Source organism: Alphaproteobacteria bacterium (assembly GCA_040220875.1).
GTDB lineage: Bacteria > Pseudomonadota > Alphaproteobacteria > JAVJVX01 > JAVJVX01 > JAVJVX01.
Genome location: JAVJVX010000006.1, coordinates 358,446 through 378,735 on the forward strand (window position 1 = coordinate 358,446; position 20,290 = coordinate 378,735).

The following is a 20,290-nucleotide window of genomic DNA, read 5'->3' on the forward strand; positions in this document are numbered from 1 at the left end:
GCCCCTCAGGTTTCGCGATAACGGTAGCCGACCCCGTACAAGGTTTCGATCTCGTTGAAGTTCTCGTCCACCATTCGAAATTTCTTCCGCAGCCGCTTGATATGACTGTCGATCGTCCGGTCATCCACGTAGACGTGTTCGCCATAGGCCGCGTCCATCAGCTGTTCCCGGCTTTTCACATGGCCGGGGCGCTGGGCCAGGGATTTCAGAATGAGAAACTCCGTCACCGTCAGGTTCACCGGCGCCTCTTTCCAACTGCAAACGTGGCGCGACGGGTCGAGCACGAGATCGCCACGCGCCATGGGCGGCTCGCCGGGCGCGTCGTCGGGGCCGGCCTCCTCCAGCGCGCCACTCCGGCGCAGCAGCGCATTGATCCGCTCTATCAGGAGACGCTGGGAAAACGGTTTCTTGATGTAATCGTCGGCCCCCATGCGCAGGCCGATCACCTCGTCGATCTCGTCATCCTTCGAGGTCAGGAAAATCACCGGAAGCTGACTGACCCGGCGCAGACGGCTGAGAAGCTCCATGCCGTCCATGCGAGGCATCTTGATATCGAGGACCGCCAGGTCCACCGGGTCGGCGGTAATCCCGCGCAGCGCCTCCGAGCCGTCGGCATAGCTGCGGACCCTGAAGCCTTCGGCTTCGAGAGCCATGGAGACCGAGGCCAGGATGTTCCGGTCGTCATCGACCAATGCGATTGTCGCGCTCACTTATATGCCGTCTTCCGTTCTGTTGCGCCTGTCGGGACCGTCCGCCTGAACCGGCGCGCGCCGGTCCCACGGACACCTCCGGCATTCCAGCGCGGTTTGGACGCGCCATCAAGCGTCGAAACGGGCCTTGGCCCGCTCGTCTCAGTGGGCGTGCGCGTCGGGCGCGTCCGGGGCCATCATCCGAACCTCGAAATCGGCCTCAACCGTGCCCGCAACGGCGAATTCGAGGACGACGCGAAGCCTTTCGTCCTTCCAATGGCCGGCGGCGGACGAGTCCATCAGACCGTCGGCCAGATCGAACAACATGAGATGATCGCCGCCGGGCGCCAGGATCGCGCTGCCGCCCGGGGAGATGTCGATTCCCTCAATGCGACGCATGCGGGCCACGCCGTCTTCGAGGATATGGGTGTGAATTTCCGCGCGACCGGCCGCCGGGCTGGAGACCGCGACCAGGCGATCCGCCACATCTGCCGCATTGTGAATGGTCAGATATATGGCCGCCGCGCCGCGATTGCCGAGCGGCGGACGCATCCAGACATCCTCGACCGTAATTTCCTGTGCGGCCGCGGCAGGTGCCGCCGCCAGCAGGACCAGAAGCAGGACCAGGAAGCGTCCGCAGGCCGGAGCCCGCCATGCCGGGGTGCCAAACACTTTTGTCATTCTCCTTGCATTCGTCCGGACGTGCTGCCCCGCACGGGTCGGGGCAGCTGACCGTCAGACTGTGGCAGGCTTGAGGCAGGCCCGTTTCATCCCGCCAACTGGGTTTCGCGGTACCAGTCGTTGATTTCGCCCGCCGTGGCCAGCCAGACCTTCTTGTGGCTGGTGATATAGCGCAACGCCTCATCGAGATATTTCGCCCGGAACGGCTGGCCGATCAGGAAATTATGGAGGCAGATCGGCATGACCCGGGCATTCGTCTTGCCCTCCTCATACAGCCAGTCGAACTGATCCACAATCTGCTTGCCGAAGGCTTCCGCGCTGAGGCCGAGAGAGAGGAAGGCCGGGATGTCGTTCAGCTCCACCGTGTAGGGCATGGAGAGAAGGGAACCCTTCTTCACCTTCATGGGAAACGGCTGGTCATCGCAAGTGAAATCACAAAGATATTCGATCCCGTTCTCGGCCAGGATGTCGGGCGTGTTGAAAGTCTCCGAGAGGAACGGACCGAGCCATCCCTTGGGGGCCTTGCCGGTCTTCTCCTTGATAACCTTGACGACGCCCGAGATCAGTTCGCGCTCCTCGTCCTCCGGCATGTCATTGATCATGACGGTATTGTTGTGGCCGTGGCCCATCCACTCCCAGTTTCGCTCGTTGCCTGCGGTGATGATCTGCGGGTACTCGTTACAGACATCCGAATTGAGACATACCGTGCCCCGAATCTTGTACTTGTCGAGAATGTCGAAGAGACGCCATTGACCGACACGGGTGCCGTAATCGCGCCAGCCGTAGTTGAGCACGTCCGGCACCATATTGGCGGTCATGGGCACCATGGGCGTTCCCGGCCGGTTTTCGGGGAAATGTTCTATATTCATGTAGACGAGCAATGCGACGCGCTCGCCATTGGGAAATTTCAGCGGCTTGCGCTCGCTGATGGGGACGTAATCGTAACGGCTTGTCTGCGTAAGCATCGTACCCTCCCTTTCGTGTTATCCATCGATTCGTGTCAGATGTTAATTCGCCGGTCCAGCGCCGGGGGTTACTTCAGAAATGGTCAATGGGCGTCCGACCAGTTGGCGCCGGCGCCGGTATCCGCCACAAGCGGCACATCGAGCTGAATTGCCGGCAGCGTCGCGTGCTCCATCACTGTTTTGACGAGAGCGCTGGTTTCTTCCAGTTCGGCCCTGGGGACCTCGAATAACAGCTCGTCATGCACCTGGAGCAGCATTCTGGCCTGCAAGCCTGCTTCAGCCAATGCCGGCGGCACCCGGATCATGGCGCGGCGGATGATATCGGCGGCCGCGCCCTGAAGCGGGGCATTGATCGCGGCGCGCTCGGAAAAATTCCGCCGGGCGGCGCTCTTGTCGCGGATTCCGGGCACGTGGCATTTGCGCCCGAAAATGGTTTTGACGTAGCCATGCTCGCGGCAATAGGCCTTCATGCCTTCCATATAGTCCTGAATGCCCGGATAGCGCTCGAAATAGGTTTCGATATAGGCCCTGGCCTCAGACTGGGGAATGGCGAGCTGGCGCGCGAGGCCGAACGGGCTGATGCCGTAGATGATTCCGAAATTTATCGCCTTGGCGCGTCGTCGGGTCTGCGGATCCATCGCCGCCATGTCGACGCCGAAAACCTGCGAGGCGGTCATGGCATGAATGTCGGCGCCGTCGCGAAAGGCCTCCTGCAGTTTTTCGATTCCCGCCACATGGGCCAGAAGGCGGAGCTCGATCTGGGAATAATCGACCGATAGCAGCACATGGCCTTTTTCGGCCACGAAGGCCTTGCGGATCTTGCGGCCTTCCTCGGTGCGGATCGGGATGTTCTGGAGATTGGGTTCCGTCGACGCGAGGCGTCCCGTCGAAGTCGCGGCCAGAGAATAGGACGTATGCACCCGTCCGGTCTCGGGGTTGATCTGTGCCACCAGCGCGTCGGAATAGGTGCTCTTGAGCTTGGCCAGTTGCCGCCAGTCGAGGATGCGCTGGGGAAACTCGTGACCCTCGGCCGCGAGGTCTTCCAGAATATCCGCGCCGGTCGAATGCCCGCCGGACTTGGTTTTCTTGCCCCCCGCGAAGCCCATTTCATCGAACAGAATTTCGCCAAGCTGCTTGGGCGAGGCGATGGTGAACTCGCGGCCCGCCAGGCGATAGATCTCATCGGCCAGCCCATCCATGCGCGCCGCGAAGTCTGTGCTCAGCCGTTCCAGCTCGTCCCGGTCGACCTTGATGCCGGCGCGTTCCATCTCGACGACGACGGGCACGAGCGGGCGGTCCATCGTCTCGTAAACGGTCGTCACCTTCTCGGGCGAGAGGCGCGGCTTCAGCAGGTCATGGAGTCGCAGGGTGATGTCCGCATCCTCGGCCGCATACTCGCATGCCTTCTCGAGAGGAACGAAATCGAACGTCACCTGCTGGCGTCCGATACCGGCGACATCCTTGAACTTGATCGTCGTATGACCGAGGTGAAGTTGCGCAAGCTCGTCCATGCCATGGCCATGCGCGCCCCCCTCGAGCACGTAGGAAAGGATCATCGTGTCATCGAAGGGGTGAAGCTCGAGACCGTGGCGCGCCAGCACGAGGGCGTCGTATTTGAGATTATGCCCGATCTTGAGAACGCCCGGGTCGGCCAGGAGTGGGCGCAGGCGATCGAGCGCGTCCTCGCGGGAGATCTGCCCGGCGACGAGCCGGGCCGCGCCGGCCCCGTCCTTCGCATCGTCATCCGTTCCCTCGCCGGCAAAATCGAGCTGGCCCTGTCCGGCCCTTTCCTTGTGGGCCAGCGGCACATAGCAGGCCGCGCCCGGCTCTACGCTGAGCGACACGCCCACAAGCTCCGCCCGGACGGCGTCGAGAGAGGTGGTCTCGGTATCCACCGCCACGCGTCCCGCCTGGTAGGCGCGCGCGATCCAGGCATCGAGCCGGTCGAGCGTATCGACCAGCTCGTAATCCCCCTTGTCCACGGCGGAGGCTGTCCCGCCGGATTTGTCGTCCGTTGCCGCCGCGGGTTGTCCGCTCGCGCCGCCGCCCTGCCCGGGACCGGAACCGGGACCATTATTGACGATATGCAGGGCCTCGACGCGCTTGAGGATGGATTTGAACCCCTGTTGCTCGAGAAAGGCGCGCAGCCTGGCCGGATCCGGCTTGCGGACGGCCAGCGCCTCGAACGGCGGGTCGATATCGAGATCGACCCGCAGGCGCACGAGTTCGCGCGACAGCCGTGCCTGGTCGGCATATTCGATCAGGTTCTCGCGCCGCTTCTTCTGCTTGATTTCGTCCGCGCGCGCCAGGAGCGAGTCGAGATCGCCGTATTCCAGGATGAGCTGCGCCGCCGTCTTGACGCCAATCCCGGGAACCCCGGGCACATTATCGGTCGAATCGCCGGCGAGCGCCTGCACGTCGACCACCTTGTCGGGCGGGACGCCGAATTTCTTGTTCACCTTCTCCAGATCGATCACCGAATTGTCCTTCGGGTCCTGCATGAGGACGCGGTCCCGAAGGAGCTGCATGAGATCCTTGTCCGAGGAAACGATCGTCACCTCGGCCCCGGTCTCGGCCGCGGCTCCGGCATAGCTTGCGATCAAATCGTCGGCCTCGAACCCCTCGCGCTCCAGCATGGCGACGTTGTAGGCTTCGGTCGCCTCCCGGATGAGCGGGAATTGCGGCACCAGGTCCTCTGGCGGCTCGCTCCGGTTGGCCTTGTACGCGGGATAAATCTCGTTGCGAAACGTCTTGCGTCCGGCATCGAAAACCACCGCCACGTGATCGGCATCGGTCGCGCCGAGCGTCTGGGTCAGCATGTTGACGAAACCGTAGACGGCGTTGACCGGCGTGCCGTCCGGCCGGGTCATGGGCGGCAGGGCATAGAAGGCCCGGAAGATGAATCCCGAGCCGTCGATCAGGAAAAGATGTTTGAGGGCACTCAAGACCGGGCGGGCGCGGTCTGCTGCCCGGCCGCGTCGCGTCCCCGAAGAATGTAGCGCCGCCCGCAATACGGGCAGTCCACCCGGCCCGACTTGTCGATCGTGAGATAAACCATGGGATGGCCGAGCGGCCCCACCCCGCCGTCACACCCAACCGTCGCGCCGGTCACCTCGATCGTCTCCGGGGGCTGGGCCGGGCCTTCGTTTTCGGAACTTGCGAAGGAGTCGTGGGGGCTGGTCATGGTCGTTCCCGTGGCGTTCGAGTGGGTGTTGAGGCGGGCAGAACTGCCGGCCCCGGCGGCGGGCGCCGGCGTGTTTGGGCGCCCGAAAATTTTGGCGACACAAAAGCCCTGAAATCCGCTAAAAACCAGGAGCCAGCCGGATCCGGCATTTGACCGGGCGGCCAGACGGATGATAGCCATTCGCTCCCCGGACGCAACCAAATCCCTTGGTACCCCGGCCCGGCGGCAGGCCATCCCGCCGTATCAAGCGAGTGTTTCATGAGCCGATTTCCCAACTGGCGCGAGTCGCCCCGAGACGCCCTGCCACAGTTCGCGATCACCGCGCGGGGCGTGGCCAAGCGCTATCGGGGCGTGGACGGCAGCCCGCCGGTCCAGGCGCTTTCGGATGTCGATCTCGCCGTCCCGCGCGGGGAGATTTTCGGCCTGCTCGGCCCGAACGGCGCCGGCAAGTCCACCTTTATCAACATCCTGGCCGGGCTGGTGCGCAAATCGGCCGGCGGGGTCGAAATCTGGGGCCATGATATCGACGCGGACCCGCGCCTGGCGCGGGCGTCGATCGGGATCGTCCCCCAGGAACTCAACATGGACCCGTTTTTCACCGCACGCGAGTTGCTCGACGTGCAGGCGGGCTATTACGGCGTGCCGCGCGCCCGGCGGCGGACCCAAGAGCTGCTCAGCATCATGGGGCTGACGAGCAAGGCGAATACCCGCGGACGCGATCTCTCGGGCGGACAGAAGCGCCGGCTGATGATGGCCAAGGCCATGGTGCACAGCCCGCCGGTCCTGGTTCTCGACGAGCCCACGGCCGGGGTCGATATCGAGCTGCGCCAGCAGATCTACCGCTACATCCGCCACCTTCAGTCCGAAGGCACCACCATCGTGCTGACCACGCATTATCTGGAAGAGGCGGAAAATCTCTGCAAGCGTATCGCCATCATCAACGAGGGGCGGGTCGTGGCCTGCGATACGACGGACGCGCTGCTCGACCGTCTCGACCACAAGGAGCTGGTACTCACGCTGAGCGAAGACATGCACCGCCTGCCGGCCGAGCTCGAAAGTTTGGGCGCCACCCTGCCCGCGCCGCGGCGCATCGTCTTTCATTACGGCGACAAGGAACACAAGGTGAGTGATATCCTCGATGCGGTCCACCGGGCGGGGATCGATGTGGCGGACCTGTCCACCGACGAGACCGATCTCGAGGATATCTTCCTGCTCCTGACCAAACAGCCCGAGGACGCGGCCGGGCAGCCGGCGGGGCAGAACGCCTATGGCAGCGTGACGGCCTGAGCGCCCGCCACCACCGGATCGAGATGATGCGACACAGCCTGACCTTGCTGGCATTGGCCCTGGCGGGGCTCCTGGCGGCCTGCATGCCCGTCGTGCAGCCGGCAGGCCCGTTCGAGGGGACCGCGCGGGTCGTGCCGGCGCCCGACGGCGCCGGCACGGGCACCTTCTTCGAGGCCGGCGACGGCGCGATCCTGCCCCTACGGGTCTGGGGTGAGGGCGAGGCGGCGGGCGGTGACACCCGACCCCGGGCGGTGATCGCCGCGCTTCACGGCTTCAACGATTACGGCCATGCCTTCGAGGCCGCGGCGCGGGACTGGGCGGCGCGGGGCATCCTCACCTACGCGATCGACCAGCGCGGGTTCGGCGAGGCGCCACAGCCCGGCATCTGGCCGGGCGCGGCGACGCTGACGCGCGACGCGGCCGACCTCATCACCTCCCTTCGCCGTCGTCACCCCGAGGCTCCCGTCTACCTTCTCGGCCACAGCCTGGGCGCGGCCGTCGCCATCGAGACGGTCGTCCGCCAAGGCCCGCGCGTGGCGGGGCTGATTTTGGTGGCGCCCGCCACCTGGGGCGGCGATTCGATGAATGTCTTTTACCGCGCGAGCCTGTGGCTCGGTGCCCATACCTTTCCCGGGCTCAAGCTCACGGGCCGGCGCCTTGGCCGGCAGGCGAGCGACAATCTCGAGATGTTGCGCGCGCTCGGCCGCGACCCGCTGTTCATCAAGGAAACGCGCGTGGATGCGGTTTATGGCGCCGTCAACCTGATGGGCCGGGCGCTCGAGTCGGCCGGCGCGCTTTCCCTGCCCACACTGCTGCTTTACGGCGAGCGGGACGAGATCATTCCGCGCCAGTCGTTCGAGGCCCTGCACGCGCGCCTGGCCGGCAACGGCCATCTGCGCGTGGCCGTCTACGAGACCGGCTGGCACATGCTGATGCGCGATCTCGCGGCCGAAACCGTGCGCCAGGACGTGGCCGCTTTTGTCCTCGACCCCGGCGGCGAGTTGCCCTCGGGTGCCGAGATGGCCCGGCGCGAGTGAGGACGGCCGGCCATCAGCCCATTTGCGCGCCCCCGCCGATTTGAGTATGGTGCCGGCCATTCCCGCCCGCGCGGGACCCGGCACCCGTAGCTCAGCTGGATAGAGCGCTGCCCTCCGAAGGCAGAGGTCAGAGGTTCGAATCCTCTCGGGTGCGCCATTTCTCCAAAAAAATCAGTGCTCTAGATGAGCGCCCTTTCGCTGGCTTGACGCTTACGTTGGAAACTCGCGCAAGCAGCCGGGTCATCGCGGCGTGCTCAAGCAGTGTCGACGACTCGTCGCGCCGTGCCCCTTGTTCGAATCTCACTTGCCCCAGCGGATGGTCGTCGAAGTGTCGGCGGCGAGATCGCATCGTGGGGGGCTGCGGCGTGCTGGCGCAAGCCGTTTCGCAGATGGCGGGTCGCACGAGAATAGCACTAAGATTATATGAGAGTCCGAGCCTCAGATCTCCATTGTGCTACATTTCGGATGACCGCCGCTGACGGATCCCGATGCGTCACGGCCACGGAAAGAGGAAAGAGGAATGCTGCCGGCAGACATAAATGCGCAGAGATCCATGTTCGGAACTCGCGCACCCATTCACAGTGGAAATTGCGGCACCGACGTTCCGGAAGATTTCCATTATCGCGGCTGGACGCTGCGGCGAGGACTCCACGACCTTGACGCCGCGCTTGCGTGGGCTGGCTCCATACTGAGCTCGTTGACGCCGTCAAGCTACGGTCCGTTGGGGGCTGCATTGCCGCGCCTCGAACTCGCAAAATGCGATAGACTGCCCTGTCGCGAACCTGACATCCAGGAGACGTTCCAAGCGCTGCATTTCGACATGGGTCTGCCGCTGGCCGAGCGCAGCGAGCAGTCGGGCTATCTCTTTACCATGCTGTACTTTCCGGCGGACGGGGAGCCCGGTCGCGCGCAGACCCGAATCGTCGAGACAGACCAGCTCCTGCGTCAAAGGCGTTTCCACTCCGAGCGCGTCCGCGACGAGCGGCTGCGCGACTATGCCGATCGGTTCGGGGACGGATGGACGGAACCGGAACCCTACGTAACAGGACGGCTCGGATGCTTTGCGAGAGTGGTGGATGGGATGCTGGAGAGCCACGAGCTTCTCTCGTTCCACGACAAGGGCACGTGGGAATGGTTCAAGGATGGTCCGGCGTCGCCGGACGGACAGCGCGAAGCGTCCGCGGAGATCGAGTGGTGGCGCAGGCATGGGTTCCGCATAGAGGAGATCGAGGAACGACTCACGCTCGAACCGGGCAACGCACTGCTCTTCGACAATGTGCGATGCGCGCATGGCCGTATCGGCGCACGGCGATCCGAAGAGATTTGGCAGATCATGTGGGGGGTGCCGCATTTGGACGCGTCGGAAGTGGCGCTCATTCGGCGCCATCTCGCGAGCGCGCTCGCCAAAGCCGCAGTCTAAACTGGAACCGTGGACGCGCAGGGCAAGACGCTCTGGTAGGTTTCAGTGCGGAAGATCAGCCTTATAACATAATGCTTCCCGGTTTCATCTTCTCCGGCGCGCCGCGGTGCCGCTCCCGCCCCGAGCCCGTATCGCAGCCCGCGTCATAACCCTGACATCTGCCAGCGGATATGACAGTTCCGTGGCCCGGAAACGGTCCAGAGGGGGAAAACGCGCGGCAAAAGCCGCAGGGGGCAGGGGGCAGGGGAATGCGCGAGCATCATACCGGACCGCTCGAGAGCGCGCACGAGCGCCTCGCGACCACACCTGCCGGGCTCAGCACCGCCGAGGCGGCCCGCCGGCGCGGGCAGGCCGGCCCCAACCGGCTCGAGGCACGCCGGCGCGCGCCCGAATTCATCAAGTTTCTCCGCCAGTTCAAGAATTTCTTCGCCCTGCTGCTGATCGTCGGCGGTGCGCTCGCGATGACGGCCGAGGAGCTCGATCCCGACCAGGGCAACCTCTATATCGCCATCGCCCTTCTCGCCGTCGTCGTGCTCAACGCCGCCTTCACCTATTTCCAGGAGCACCAGAGCGAAAAGATCATGGACAGCTTCCGCAACATGCTGCCCGCCATGATCACCGCCCGGCGCGACGGGCGGCCCCTCGAAATCCCGGCCGACGATCTCGTGCCCGGCGATGTCATCGTCCTGAACGAGGGCGACCGCGTGCCGGCGGACGCCCGGTTGATCGAGGCCAGGGAGCTCAAGGTCGACAACTCGAGCCTGACCGGCGAGAGCGAACCGCAGCCCCGGGATTCCGGCGCGTTTCACCAAAACCTGCTGGAAAGCCCCAACATGGTGTTTTCGGGCAGCCTGGTGCAAAGCGGCGAAGGGGTGGCGGTCGTGTGCGAAACCGGCATGCGCACGGAGATCGGCCGCATCGTGACGCTGACCGAGGAGACCGCGGCGGTCGAAACGCCGATCCACAAGGAGCTCAAATACTTCATCAAGGTGATCAGCATCATCGCCGTCTTCCTCGGCGTTTCCTTCTTCGCGATCTCGGTGCTGATCGGCAATGGCGTTCTCGGCAGCCTCATCTTCGCGATCGGCATCATCGTCGCCAACGTGCCGGAAGGGTTGCTGCCGACGGTGACTCTCAGCCTCACCATGGCAAGCCGGCGCATGGCGCAGAAAAACGCGCTCATCAAGAATCTCGAAAGCGTCGAGACACTGGGCTCCACCACCGTCATCTGCACCGACAAGACCGGCACCCTGACCCAGAACCGGCTGGGGGTGAATACTGTCCTGATCGGCGGGCATGAATTCGCGGCCGACGATGGCCGGGTCGCCGGCGAGCCGGTTTTCGAAGAGTTGATGAAGGTGATGTGCGTCTGCAACAACGCCTATCTGAGCGATGGCGGATTTGCCGGCGACGCGACCGAGGGGGCGCTGCTGATGTTCGCGCGCCGCCATGTCGATGTTGCCGCCCTGCGCCAGGTCACACAGATCGCCGAGCAGCCGTTCAACTCCAATACCAAACGCATGATCACCGTGACCGACACGGGCGCAGGCGAGGGCCCGCGCGCCTATCTCAAGGGCGCTCCCGAAGTGGTGCTCGATATGTGCGACCGGATCGCGCTGAACGGCGATATCCTCGCCCTCTCGGCCGAGCGCCGGGCGGAAGTCATCGATGCCTATCGCAAATTGGCCGGACGCGGCGAGCGCGGCCTCGCCTTCGCGGCGAGGGCCGCCTCGCGCGACGGGGTGCCCGAAGGGGGCTACGTCTTCCTCGGCCTCACCGGAATGATCGATCCGCCACGGCCCGAGGTGCCGGAAGCGCTCGCGCGCTGCCGGTCCGCCGGTGTGCGGGTCATCATGTTGACCGGCGATTTTGGCCTGACCGCGAAAACCATCGCCCGCCAGATCGGAATGATCACAGGACATGGCCGGGTGGTGCAGGGCGACGAGCTGGCCGTCATGGGGGAGAACGATTTGCGCCGGCTTCTCGCCGACGAGCCTGAAATCCTGTTCGCGCGGATCGCGCCCGCGCAGAAGCTGCGCGTCGTCCAAGCGCTTCAGGCGAATGGCGACATCGTCACCGTGACGGGCGATGGCGTCAATGATGCCCCCGCCCTCAAGAATGCCGATATGGGGGTCGCGATGGGTGTCGGTGGGACCGAGGTGGCGAAAGAAGCCTCCAACATGGTGCTGATGGATGACAACTTCGCCACCATCGTCAGCGCGGTCGAGGAAGGGCGGACCATCTTCGACAACATCAAGAAGTTCGTCGCCTATATCCTCACCTCCAACGTGCCGGAAATTCTGCCCTTCATCGCCTATGTACTGCTCGATATCCCGTTGCCACTGACGGTGATCCTGATTCTGGCGATCGATCTTGGCACCGATATCGTCCCCGCGCTGGGTCTTGGCGCCGAACGGCCGGAGACCGATGTCATGCACCGCCGGCCCAGGCCCCGGGGCGAGCGCCTGTTGAGTCGCAACCTGCTGCTGATGAGCTACGGAATCGTGGGCGTGCTGCAGGCGGCAGCCGGATTCTTCACCTATTTCGTGATTCTCTATGATGGGGGCTGGTCGTGGGGCGAGACACTGGCCTATGACGACCCGCTCTACCGCACAGCGATCACGGGCTTCTTCGCCTCCATCATCATCTGCCAGGTGGCCGACGTGATCATCTGCCGCACCCGGACGCAGAGCCTCTTCACCGTGGGTGTCTTCTCGAACCGGCTGGTGCTTCTCGGCATTGCGACGGAACTCGCCCTGCTGGCGGCGATCTCCTATATTCCGGCCTGCAACACCTTCTTCGGGACGGCGCCGCTCGCCGCCTGGCATCTTGCGCTCTCGATCCCCTTCGCCCTCCTCATCCTGCTGGGTGACGAATTGCGCCGTGTCTTCGTCCGGCGCGAGAATCGCTTCGTCCTCAAATGGCTGCGCTGGTAGACCGCGGCGGTCGGACGCCTCAATTGCCGCGTCGGCGCCGGGCGGTGGCGAAAAGGGATTTCGCGAGCACGGGAACGCGCCCCACCCGGTAGAACCGGATGTCCTCGAACCCGGCCTCGCTGATCAGCCGGCCGAGCGAGGCTTCCGACCAGAACTTGATATGGCCGCCGTCCCAGAGCGGGTCCCAGTGGCGATCCATGCGTCCCGAGAGGGCAAGGGCGAGGTTCTTCCAGTAGCCGTGAAACGGTGTCGAGAGGATCAGCCGCCCGCCCGGCGCCAGGAGATCCCGCGCCCGGCGCATGAATTGCCGCGGGTCGAAAAGATGCTCCACGACCTCGAGACTGTAGACCACGGGGAAACGGCCGTAATGAGCCGCCAGATCGTCATAGGCCGAGGCCTGGGCGAGATCGAGTTGGGGAAAATTCGCCTGCGCGAAGGCGATGCCCTCGGCCGAGGGGTCGATACCCCGCACCTCGAAACCGCGCCGCGTCAGTTCGTTCGCGACCCAGCCATTGCCGCAGCCGATCTCGAACAGGTGGCGGCTGCCGGTATCTTCCAGCAGGTGCAGCAGCGTGGGCAGGAGATAGGCGTGGGCCGCCGTCGCATCGCCATGGGCATAGGCGTAGCCCGCGAGCGCCGGATCGGGGGCGGGGGGCGGCGTTCCGACCCTGGCGGACAAGCGCCGCGCCTCAGCTGTACCGGGGGTCGGGCAGGTCCATCTGGAGAATGGTCAGGTGAAAATCGTAGGAAACATCACCATCCTCATCATCGCGGAACACCACACCGATAAACTCGTCGCCGATCAGCACTTCGGCCGAGGGATCCTTGGCGCGAGGCATCACCCGCAGGTTGGCCGTGCCGAATTTTTGCCGGAGATAGGCCTGCACCGCCGCCGCTTCACTCGCCTCCACGCTCTTCTCCCTTCTTGTAGCAATTTTTCGGGTCTTGCGACCGCGCCCCGCGACCCTAGCGGATGGGCGCGGGGACTGCAAAGCCTCTTGGCCGGGGCGACAGCGGGCCGGCACTTTGCTATTCCTGGGCTATTGCTGGTTCAGATCCGGACGAAATCCCCATGGCCATCGAAATCACGGGAATTGACCACGTCGTACTGCGCGTCCGCGACACCGATCGCGCGTGCGCCTTTTATATCGGGGTGCTGGGCCTGACGGAGGAGCGCCGGCTTGAGGAGGTCGGCCTGATCCAGCTTCGCGCGGGAACGGCGCTGATCGATCTGGTCCCGATCGCCTCACCCCTGGGCAAGGCGGGCGGCGCACCGCCCGCGCCCGATGGCTCGGGACAGAACATGGCCCATCTCTGCCTGACGACCGCAAGCCGCGATGCGGGCACGTTGCTGAGCCATCTCGCGCGTCACGGCGTCAGCACGAGCGGGGTGGCGGTACGCTACGGGGCGGACGGGTTCGGGCCGAGCGTGTACGTGAAGGATCCCGACGGCAACACGATCGAGCTGAAGCTGTCGGCGAAAGCCTGAGGCGTTATTCCGCCATCCGGGCGATGGTGGCGGTGGTGCTGAACCCGTCCTCGAGCCGGGCGAGAAACACGCGGCCGCCATAGGATTCGACGATGTCGGCGCCGACCACCTCGGCCCGGCTGTAATCGGCGCCCTTGACCAGCACGTCGGGCTTCAGCGTGGCGATCAGCTCGATCGGCGTATCGGCGCCGAAAATCACAACGAGATCCACATTGGCGAGAGAGGCGAGAACGGCGGCGCGCGCCGCTTCGGACTGGACCGGCCGGCCCCGGCCCTTGAGCCGGGTGACAGAGGCATCGCTGTTCAGCCCCACCACCAGACGGTCGCACGCGCCCCGCGCCTGGGCCAGAAGCGAGACGTGGCCCGGATGCAGCAGATCGAAGCAGCCATTGGTGAAGCCCACCGACAGACCTTCCTGCCGCCAGGCCGCCACCCGGCGGGCGGCCTCCTCGATCGAGACAATCTTTCCCGCCCCCGTCATCAGCGTGGCCGCATGCAGCGCGGCCACCAGTTCGTCATGCGCGACCGAGGCGGTGCCGCGCCGGCCCACCACGATCCCCGCTGCGAGATTGGCAAGTGCCATGGCATCGCCGGGCGTCATGCGCCGGGCCAGCGCCGCGCCCATCACCGCCGCCACGGTATCGCCCGCGCCCGAGACATCGAACACTTCCCGCGCTTCGGCCGGCCGGTGCAGGACCTCGCCCGAGTGGGTGACGAGGGTCATGCCGTCGGCGCTGCGCGTGACCAGAACGGCGCCCAGATCGTGCGCCCGACAAAGCTCCCCGGCGGCCGCGACCAGCGCCCCGGTCTCGCCGAGGGTCGAGGGCGGTTGCCCGCTGGCGGCCGCGAGTTCCCGGAGATTGGGCGTGACCAGGCTGGCGCCGCGATAGCGGGCATAATCGTCGCCCTTGGGATCGACGATCACGGGTGTGCCGGCCTGGCGTGCCATCCCGATGACGTCGACCGCCATCCCGTCCGCCAGCACGCCCTTGCCGTAATCGGACAGGATCACGGCATCCGCGCGCCCGAGCTGGGTGCGGATATCGGCGCGTAGCCGGTCGGCGCTTTCGCTGTCCAGAGCGCCGGTCTCCTCCCGATCGGCGCGCAGCATCTGCTGGCTGCCCGCGAAATAGCGCGTCTTGATCGTGGTCGCCCGGTGGGCCAGCGAGAGAAGGGCCGGACGGACCCCCGCGAGCGCGCCGATACGCGCCAAGAGCTCCTCACCGGCCGGATCCGCGCCGATTACCCCCGCGAGCGTGACCCGTGCGCCCAGAGATGAAAGATTGGCCGCCACATTGCCCGCCCCGCCCGGCATCGCGGCCTCGCGCGTGATCCGGACAACCGGAATGGGGGCTTCCGGCGAAATGCGCTCCGCCTCGCCATAGACGAAGCGATCCAGCATCACATCGCCCAGGCAGAGCACCTCGATATCGCGAAACCCCGCCAGCGCTGCGGCAAGATCAGACTGATCGGTCATCCTGTCCCCGCTATTCCCTGACGAGGCCGAGCTCGATTTCGAGCGCGCCACACAGCATTTGTCCCAGCATGATGTGCATTTCCTGAATACGCGCGGTCACCCGAGACGGCACGATCAGGAGCGGATCGGCCAGGCCCGGCAGATCGCCCCCGTCCTTGCCGCTCAGCGCGGCTGCGCCAAGGCCCCGGTCGCGCGCCGCCTCGAGGCCGCGAATGACATTGGCGCTCTTGCCGGAAGTGCTGATGCCGATGGCGAGGTCACCCGGTCGGCCCAGCGCCTCGACCTGGCGGCTGAAGATTTCCTCGAAGGCAAAATCGTTGGCCGCCGCCGTGAGTGCGGATGTGTCCGTGGTCAGCGCTAGAGCCGCGATGGGCGCGCGGTTGGTCGAGTAACGGATCGTGAGTTCCGTGGCGAGGTGCTGCGCGTCAGCCGCGCTGCCGCCATTGCCGAAGAAGAGGATTTTGCCATCGTGCCGGATCGTCCGGACAGCGGCGGCGACAAGATCGGCGAACGGCGCGCCGAGCTCTGCCCTGGTGCGTTCGGCCGTGGCCAGATGCTCCGCCAGCTCGTTCTCGAAAAACCTGTCCAGTTCCATGATCGCCTTTCCGGTGCCGGACTTCCGTGGCCGGCCTGTCATGTTATCGCCATTGCCCGGCCGGCGCGACAACAAGCCCGGACCGGGCATAGCCGAGCGCCCCTCTGAACACAAGGCCGGGGCCCTAAAGCGCAGCCTTTTCGGGGGCGGCTTCGCCGTCGACCAGGATGCGAAGATCGCGCTCGAAATTCTCGAGTAGCCGCGCCTTGTCCCAGCCGGCCTGCGCCCTTTCCCGTGCGGCCTGGCCAAGTCGCCGGCGCTCGTCCGGCAGCCGGGCGAGGCGCGACAGGGCAGCGGCCATCGCGGCCCCGTCCTGCGGCGCGACGACACTGCCGCAGCCGGCCACCTCCTCGGCGATCTGTGTGCCCCGCGCAGCGGCAGCGATCACGGGCCGCCCGCTGGCGAGCATGCCGCCCAACTTGGACGGCATTACCAGATCGGCCGCGTCGGCGCGTTGCGGCAAAAGGTGAATATCGGCGAGATTGAGGAGCACATTCAGCCGGTCCGCCGGTTGCAGGGGCAGCAGGCGGACATTGCTGATCTGCCGGGCGATCCGCGCGATGTCCTTTTTCACGGACCCCTCGCCCGAGAGCACCAGGACCACGCGCCGTTCTTCAGGATCGCCCTGACGCAATCGCGCCGCCACATCGAGCAATACCTCGATGCCCTGCTTTTCGCCGAGATTGCCCGCGTAAAGTGCCACTATCGCGTCCTCGGGCAGGTCCAGCTCGGCCCGCAGCGCACCGGGCGCGGCCATCGGGAAAATCTCGGACGTGTCGACCCAGTTGGGAAACAGGACGGTCCTTTCGGGTGCCACGCCTTTTTGCAGCAGCCGCTCACGCATGCGGGGCGAAATGGTCGAGACGCGATCGAAGGCCCCGAGAATATGACGCTCGAGAAACTGGCCGACGCGCTTGCGCAAGCCGGTATCTGTCTTGAGAAGGCCCAGGCCATAGGCGGCGTCCAGCTCGAAATCCTGAACGTGCAGCCACGACCGCGCGCCGGCCAGCGCTGCGGCCAGGCGGGCCGCCGGCGCGGAAGCCAGGGTGGGGGCGACGCTGATCACCACATCGGGGCGCCAGATCACGGCCTGCCACCAGGCGGGCGGCGCACTCGACAGGGCGAAGCTCGCGAGATGCACGGTGCGGGCCGCGCCCGAGCGAAAGCGGGGCACCCAGAGCGGGCAGCGCTGGACCCGAACATTCGCGACCGTCTCGCGCTGCCAGCGCGTCGCGCGATAGGGCGCCATCACCGTCCAGGCGGGATAATAGGGTGGCGCCGTCACGACGCGCACCTCATGCCCGCGCCCGGCCAGCCAGGCACCCATTTCCCCCGAATACTTGCCGACCCCGATGAGTTCCGGTGCGTAGTTGATTCCGTAGAGAAGAATTTTCACCGGCCGGCCTCCTCCGTGGACAGGGCCCTGTAGAAATCTTCCAGCCCCGCCGTCAAAGCCTCGAGCGAAAATCGCTTCGCGGCCAGAGCCCGCCCCTTTTCCCCCATGGCGGCCGCGCCGACCGGGTCCGCAAGGATCGTGCATATGGCCTCGGCCAGGGGCGCGGTTTCAAGTGCAACCACGAGCCCCGCCCCGGCCGCGCCCACCTCGTCCGCGATGCCCACCTGATCCGAGACGACCACCGGGCGCCCCGCGGCCATCGCCTCGACCACCGCAAGTCCGAAATTCTCGCCATAGGACGGCAGGACCAGGAGCGCGGCGTCGGCCAGCGCGGCGTCGGCCTCGTCCCGGTCAAGCGGCCCCGTCAGGGTGACGCGACTGGCGAGGCCGTTCTCATCGATCAGCCTGCGAAGGGTCGCGCCGAAACCCGTGTCATCGCCCCCTGCCAGAACGAGGTGCGCGTCCTCGTGAACTTCGCGCACCCGGGCCATGGCCTGGCACAGCAGGTCGAGCCCCTTGACGAAATGCAGCCGGCCCAAAAACAGGACGAGGTGCCGGCCCGCGAGTTTGGGCCGGTGCTGCCGGAACGATCCGGCCGGCAGGTTGCGAAACCGCGCCACGTCGATCCCGAGCGGCAGGATCCAGTGCCGCGTCGGCGGCAGATGCGGCAGGGACAGCCGTTCCTCGCGGGAGCTGGTAAAGACCACCCCCCGGCTCCCGCGCAGGAGCCGGTTCTGGAAAAGGAGGTTCATCAGCCCCTTCAGCCAGCCGTGACGCCGGCGCACGCTGGGCAGCAGCCCGCCATGGGTGTGCACAAGCACCGTCGCTCGCGTGGCCGGCGTCGTCGCGGCAAGACACCGGGCAACGACCCAGTCGTGAAAGAGATAGAGGCCATGCACGTGGACGACATCGAATTCATGGAAGTCACGCCAGAGCCGGCGTGCCAGGCGGGGCGATGTCTTGAGGATGCGGGGAAAGCCCACGGGAAAATAAACCACCCGGACTCCGTCCTCTTCCCGCGGCGTTTCGGGCGTCACGTCAAGCCGGCCGGGGCCGTCCCAATCGGTGGTGTAAATGGTCACCGCATGCCCGGCGCGGGCGGCGGCGCGCGCCATGTCGCGACAGGCCACGGGCGGGCCGCCATCGCGCGGGGCGAGGCTGGCGATGACATGCAGGATTTTCATGTCCCCGTCCCCGTCCCCGTCCCTGTCCCTGCCCTCGCCCTGAGGCGCGCAACATGGGTGAAGAGATTTTCGGCCCAGAGACGGGGCGTGAACTGGCCGGACAACCGGTTCGCGTTTTCGCCCATCCGGCGCCGGCGCGCCGCCGGCAGGCCCGCATACCACCCCATCGCATCGGCCAGCGCGGCCACATCACCCGTGGGTACGACCCAGCCGTTGAACCCGTCGCGCACGAGATGGACCGTCGCGCCCGCTGCCGCGGTGGAAAGAATGGAAAGCCCGGCGGCAGCCGCCTCGTGAATGGCGATTCCCCAGGCCTCGTAATGGCTCGGCACGAGAAGGCAATCGTGCTCGGCGAGCGCACGGGGAAGATCTCCCGGCTGGGTGAAGCCCTTGAGGCTGATCCCGTCCTCGCCCCGCAACAGGTGCTCGAGCGGCCCCGCTCCATAGACGCTGAGCGGCCAGGGACGGGCCGCGCCCGCCCGATACCGCCGATAAGCCTCGACCAGCAGGTCGACGCCTTTTTCAGATGACAGGCGACCGACATAACAAAAACTGTCCGCGAGTTTTCCGCCGCGTGCCCGGCAGACAGCGTCGAACGGCCCGTGATCGCAGGTAAGCACGCCCTGCCACACCCTGTCTTCGGCGAAGCCGAGGCGGCGGGCGAACTGCGCCTGGCGCTCGCCCGCAACGAAGGCGGCATCGAAGCGCGGGGCCAGAAAAAACGGTGCACTCAGCACGCCCAGATACTGGCGAGGCGTGCCCAGCCAGGGATTATCCATGCAGAGAACGCGGATCGTGTCTTTTGGCAGCCGGCGCATCATCTTCAAATAGCCGGCGTGGTTCCACGAACTCACGAGCACCACCTCGGGCGCGAAATCCTCGAGCTCCCGCCACAGGCGATCATCATCCACGATGCCGTCATGCGCATAGGCGTGAGGAAACCAGTCGAACAAGTCAGAATCGAAAGGCGACTGCGCGCCGGGCTTTTGGTAAGCGACGTACAGATCGTTTGTCCCGCGGCCGCCGCTGTCCTCTCCCGGCCCGTCCATCGCCGCGCGAAAACAGGCATCGAGATAGCCCGACAGCTCGCTCCAGAGGACCGCCAGCCTCATGGCTGACGCCCTGCGGGCTCGAGGTCCGGCAGGTCCGGGCGGGGCGGACTCAACAGATGATCGTGCACGCGCGTCGCGAGACCGGCCGGGTCGCGCGCCCATTTGGCGAGCCGGGCGGCCAGCCGGCAGGCGGGTTCAAACGGCCCCGGCGCATGACCCAATAGGCGCGCCTGCAGCGGGCGCAGGTCGGCCAGATATTTCTCCGTGAGCCGGCCGCTGCCGGAAATCGAGTCCTCATGCAGGGTGAAAAGCGACCAGTATTCGTCGATCACCTGGAACCGGCTGCCGGCACAGGCCATGTCAACGAACAATTCGGCATCCCAGCACGTCCGGTTCGCCGTGTTGAAACCGCCCACGCGTTCATAGGCTTGACGGCGAAAGAAACTGGATTGCTGCATCAGCAGCACCCCGCCATAGGCGTAAAGCCAGGGGTGGAAGCGGTCGGACCGCCGGCGCGCCAGCACCCTGCCGGTCCCGTCCACGACATAGCCATGACCGGAGATGACATCCACTTCCGGGCGGGCGGCGAATTCCGCCGCCACACGGGCCAGGGCGCCGGGCAGGAGGGCGTCATCGGCGTTGATATAGCCGCAAACATCACCCGTGACGCGGGCGAATCCCTTCTTGAGACCGTCCGCCGGCCCCTCATCGGGCTCGTCGATCAGGACGGCGATGCGGTCGGCGTATTGCCGGATGATCTCGCGGCTGCCATCGGTGGAGCCCGGGTCCACCACGATATACTCGATATCCGGGTGATCCTGCTCCGCGACCGAATTGAGGGCGCGGGCCAGGAACGGCGCCTGATTATAGGAGATGGTGACGATCGATATTTTCATGG

18 protein-coding genes and 1 tRNA gene are annotated in these 20,290 nt (G+C 65.7%); 6 read left to right on the forward strand and 13 right to left on the reverse strand.

What is annotated here, in order from left to right:
* Positions 1-5: 5 nt before the first annotated feature.
* From RLQ26_07700 to RLQ26_07720, 5 genes are all read right to left on the reverse strand, one after another.
* Positions 6-710: a response regulator transcription factor gene (locus RLQ26_07700; GenBank protein ID MEQ9088608.1), complete on the reverse strand. Its 705-nt coding sequence runs from the start codon at positions 708-710 to the stop codon at positions 6-8.
* 141 nt (positions 711-851) lie between these two features.
* A complete protein-coding gene (locus RLQ26_07705) occupies positions 852-1,370 on the reverse strand; it encodes a copper chaperone PCu(A)C (protein ID MEQ9088609.1) in 519 nt (172 codons plus the stop codon).
* An 86-nt stretch (positions 1,371-1,456) separates the two neighbouring features.
* Positions 1,457-2,335 carry a polysaccharide deacetylase family protein gene (locus tag RLQ26_07710; protein ID MEQ9088610.1) on the reverse strand — a complete coding sequence of 293 codons (879 nt, stop codon included), beginning with the start codon at positions 2,333-2,335 and terminating at the stop codon, positions 1,457-1,459.
* Positions 2,336-2,418: 83 nt separating this feature from the next.
* Positions 2,419-5,280, reverse strand: a complete 2,862-nt coding sequence (gene polA, locus RLQ26_07715; GenBank protein MEQ9088611.1) for a DNA polymerase I — start codon at positions 5,278-5,280, stop codon at positions 2,419-2,421.
* Positions 5,277-5,519, reverse strand: coding sequence for a zinc-finger domain-containing protein (locus tag RLQ26_07720; GenBank protein MEQ9088612.1), 243 nt, complete (start codon positions 5,517-5,519; stop codon positions 5,277-5,279). The genes polA and RLQ26_07720 overlap by 4 nt, the downstream gene beginning before the upstream one ends.
* Before the next feature lie 258 nt (positions 5,520-5,777).
* Between RLQ26_07720 and RLQ26_07725 the strand changes: the two genes are divergently transcribed.
* The 5 genes from RLQ26_07725 (at position 5,778) to RLQ26_07745 (ending at position 12,199) form a co-directional block, all read left to right on the forward strand.
* Positions 5,778-6,806: an ABC transporter ATP-binding protein gene (locus RLQ26_07725; protein MEQ9088613.1), complete on the forward strand. Its 1,029-nt coding sequence runs from the start codon at positions 5,778-5,780 to the stop codon at positions 6,804-6,806.
* 23 nt (positions 6,807-6,829) lie between these two features.
* Positions 6,830-7,843, forward strand: a complete 1,014-nt coding sequence (locus RLQ26_07730; protein ID MEQ9088614.1) for an alpha/beta hydrolase — start codon at positions 6,830-6,832, stop codon at positions 7,841-7,843.
* Positions 7,844-7,923: 80 nt separating this feature from the next.
* Positions 7,924-8,000, forward strand: a tRNA-Arg gene (locus tag RLQ26_07735).
* 396 nt (positions 8,001-8,396) lie between these two features.
* Complete coding sequence (locus RLQ26_07740; GenBank protein MEQ9088615.1) at positions 8,397-9,263, forward strand: hypothetical protein; 867 nt, start codon at positions 8,397-8,399, stop codon at positions 9,261-9,263.
* Between the two features lie 248 nt (positions 9,264-9,511).
* Positions 9,512-12,199 carry an HAD-IC family P-type ATPase gene (locus RLQ26_07745; protein ID MEQ9088616.1) on the forward strand — a complete coding sequence of 896 codons (2,688 nt, stop codon included), beginning with the start codon at positions 9,512-9,514 and terminating at the stop codon, positions 12,197-12,199.
* 19 nt (positions 12,200-12,218) lie between these two features.
* Here RLQ26_07745 and RLQ26_07750 read toward each other — a convergent pair whose 3' ends face one another.
* On the reverse strand, positions 12,219-12,878 hold the full coding sequence (locus tag RLQ26_07750) for a methyltransferase domain-containing protein (protein ID MEQ9088617.1): 660 nt from the start codon (positions 12,876-12,878) through the stop codon (positions 12,219-12,221).
* Between the two features lie 10 nt (positions 12,879-12,888).
* Positions 12,889-13,110 carry a DUF3126 family protein gene (locus RLQ26_07755; GenBank protein MEQ9088618.1) on the reverse strand — a complete coding sequence of 74 codons (222 nt, stop codon included), beginning with the start codon at positions 13,108-13,110 and terminating at the stop codon, positions 12,889-12,891.
* A gap of 161 nt (positions 13,111-13,271) precedes the next feature.
* On the opposite strand from RLQ26_07755, the gene RLQ26_07760 reads away from it, so the two are divergent.
* Positions 13,272-13,688: a VOC family protein gene (locus RLQ26_07760; protein MEQ9088619.1), complete on the forward strand. Its 417-nt coding sequence runs from the start codon at positions 13,272-13,274 to the stop codon at positions 13,686-13,688.
* A gap of 4 nt (positions 13,689-13,692) precedes the next feature.
* Here the strand turns inward: RLQ26_07760 and rfaE1 are convergent, their stop codons facing one another.
* The 6 genes from rfaE1 to RLQ26_07790 all read right to left on the reverse strand — a co-directional run bounded on the left by rfaE1 (position 13,693) and on the right by RLQ26_07790 (position 20,288).
* Complete coding sequence (gene rfaE1 / locus RLQ26_07765) at positions 13,693-15,165, reverse strand: D-glycero-beta-D-manno-heptose-7-phosphate kinase (GenBank protein ID MEQ9088620.1); 1,473 nt, start codon at positions 15,163-15,165, stop codon at positions 13,693-13,695.
* A 10-nt stretch (positions 15,166-15,175) separates the two neighbouring features.
* On the reverse strand, positions 15,176-15,760 hold the full coding sequence (locus tag RLQ26_07770) for a D-sedoheptulose 7-phosphate isomerase (GenBank protein MEQ9088621.1): 585 nt from the start codon (positions 15,758-15,760) through the stop codon (positions 15,176-15,178).
* Positions 15,761-15,884: 124 nt separating this feature from the next.
* On the reverse strand, positions 15,885-17,156 hold the full coding sequence (locus RLQ26_07775; protein MEQ9088622.1) for a WcaI family glycosyltransferase: 1,272 nt from the start codon (positions 17,154-17,156) through the stop codon (positions 15,885-15,887).
* Positions 17,153-18,340, reverse strand: a complete 1,188-nt coding sequence (locus RLQ26_07780; GenBank protein MEQ9088623.1) for a glycosyltransferase — start codon at positions 18,338-18,340, stop codon at positions 17,153-17,155. The genes RLQ26_07775 and RLQ26_07780 overlap by 4 nt, the downstream gene beginning before the upstream one ends.
* Positions 18,337-19,452, reverse strand: coding sequence for a glycosyltransferase family 4 protein (locus RLQ26_07785; GenBank protein ID MEQ9088624.1), 1,116 nt, complete (start codon positions 19,450-19,452; stop codon positions 18,337-18,339). Before RLQ26_07785 ends, RLQ26_07780 begins: the two co-directional genes overlap by 4 nt.
* Positions 19,449-20,288, reverse strand: a complete 840-nt coding sequence (locus tag RLQ26_07790; protein MEQ9088625.1) for a glycosyltransferase family 2 protein — start codon at positions 20,286-20,288, stop codon at positions 19,449-19,451. The genes RLQ26_07785 and RLQ26_07790 overlap by 4 nt, the downstream gene beginning before the upstream one ends.
* Positions 20,289-20,290 lie beyond the last annotated feature (2 nt).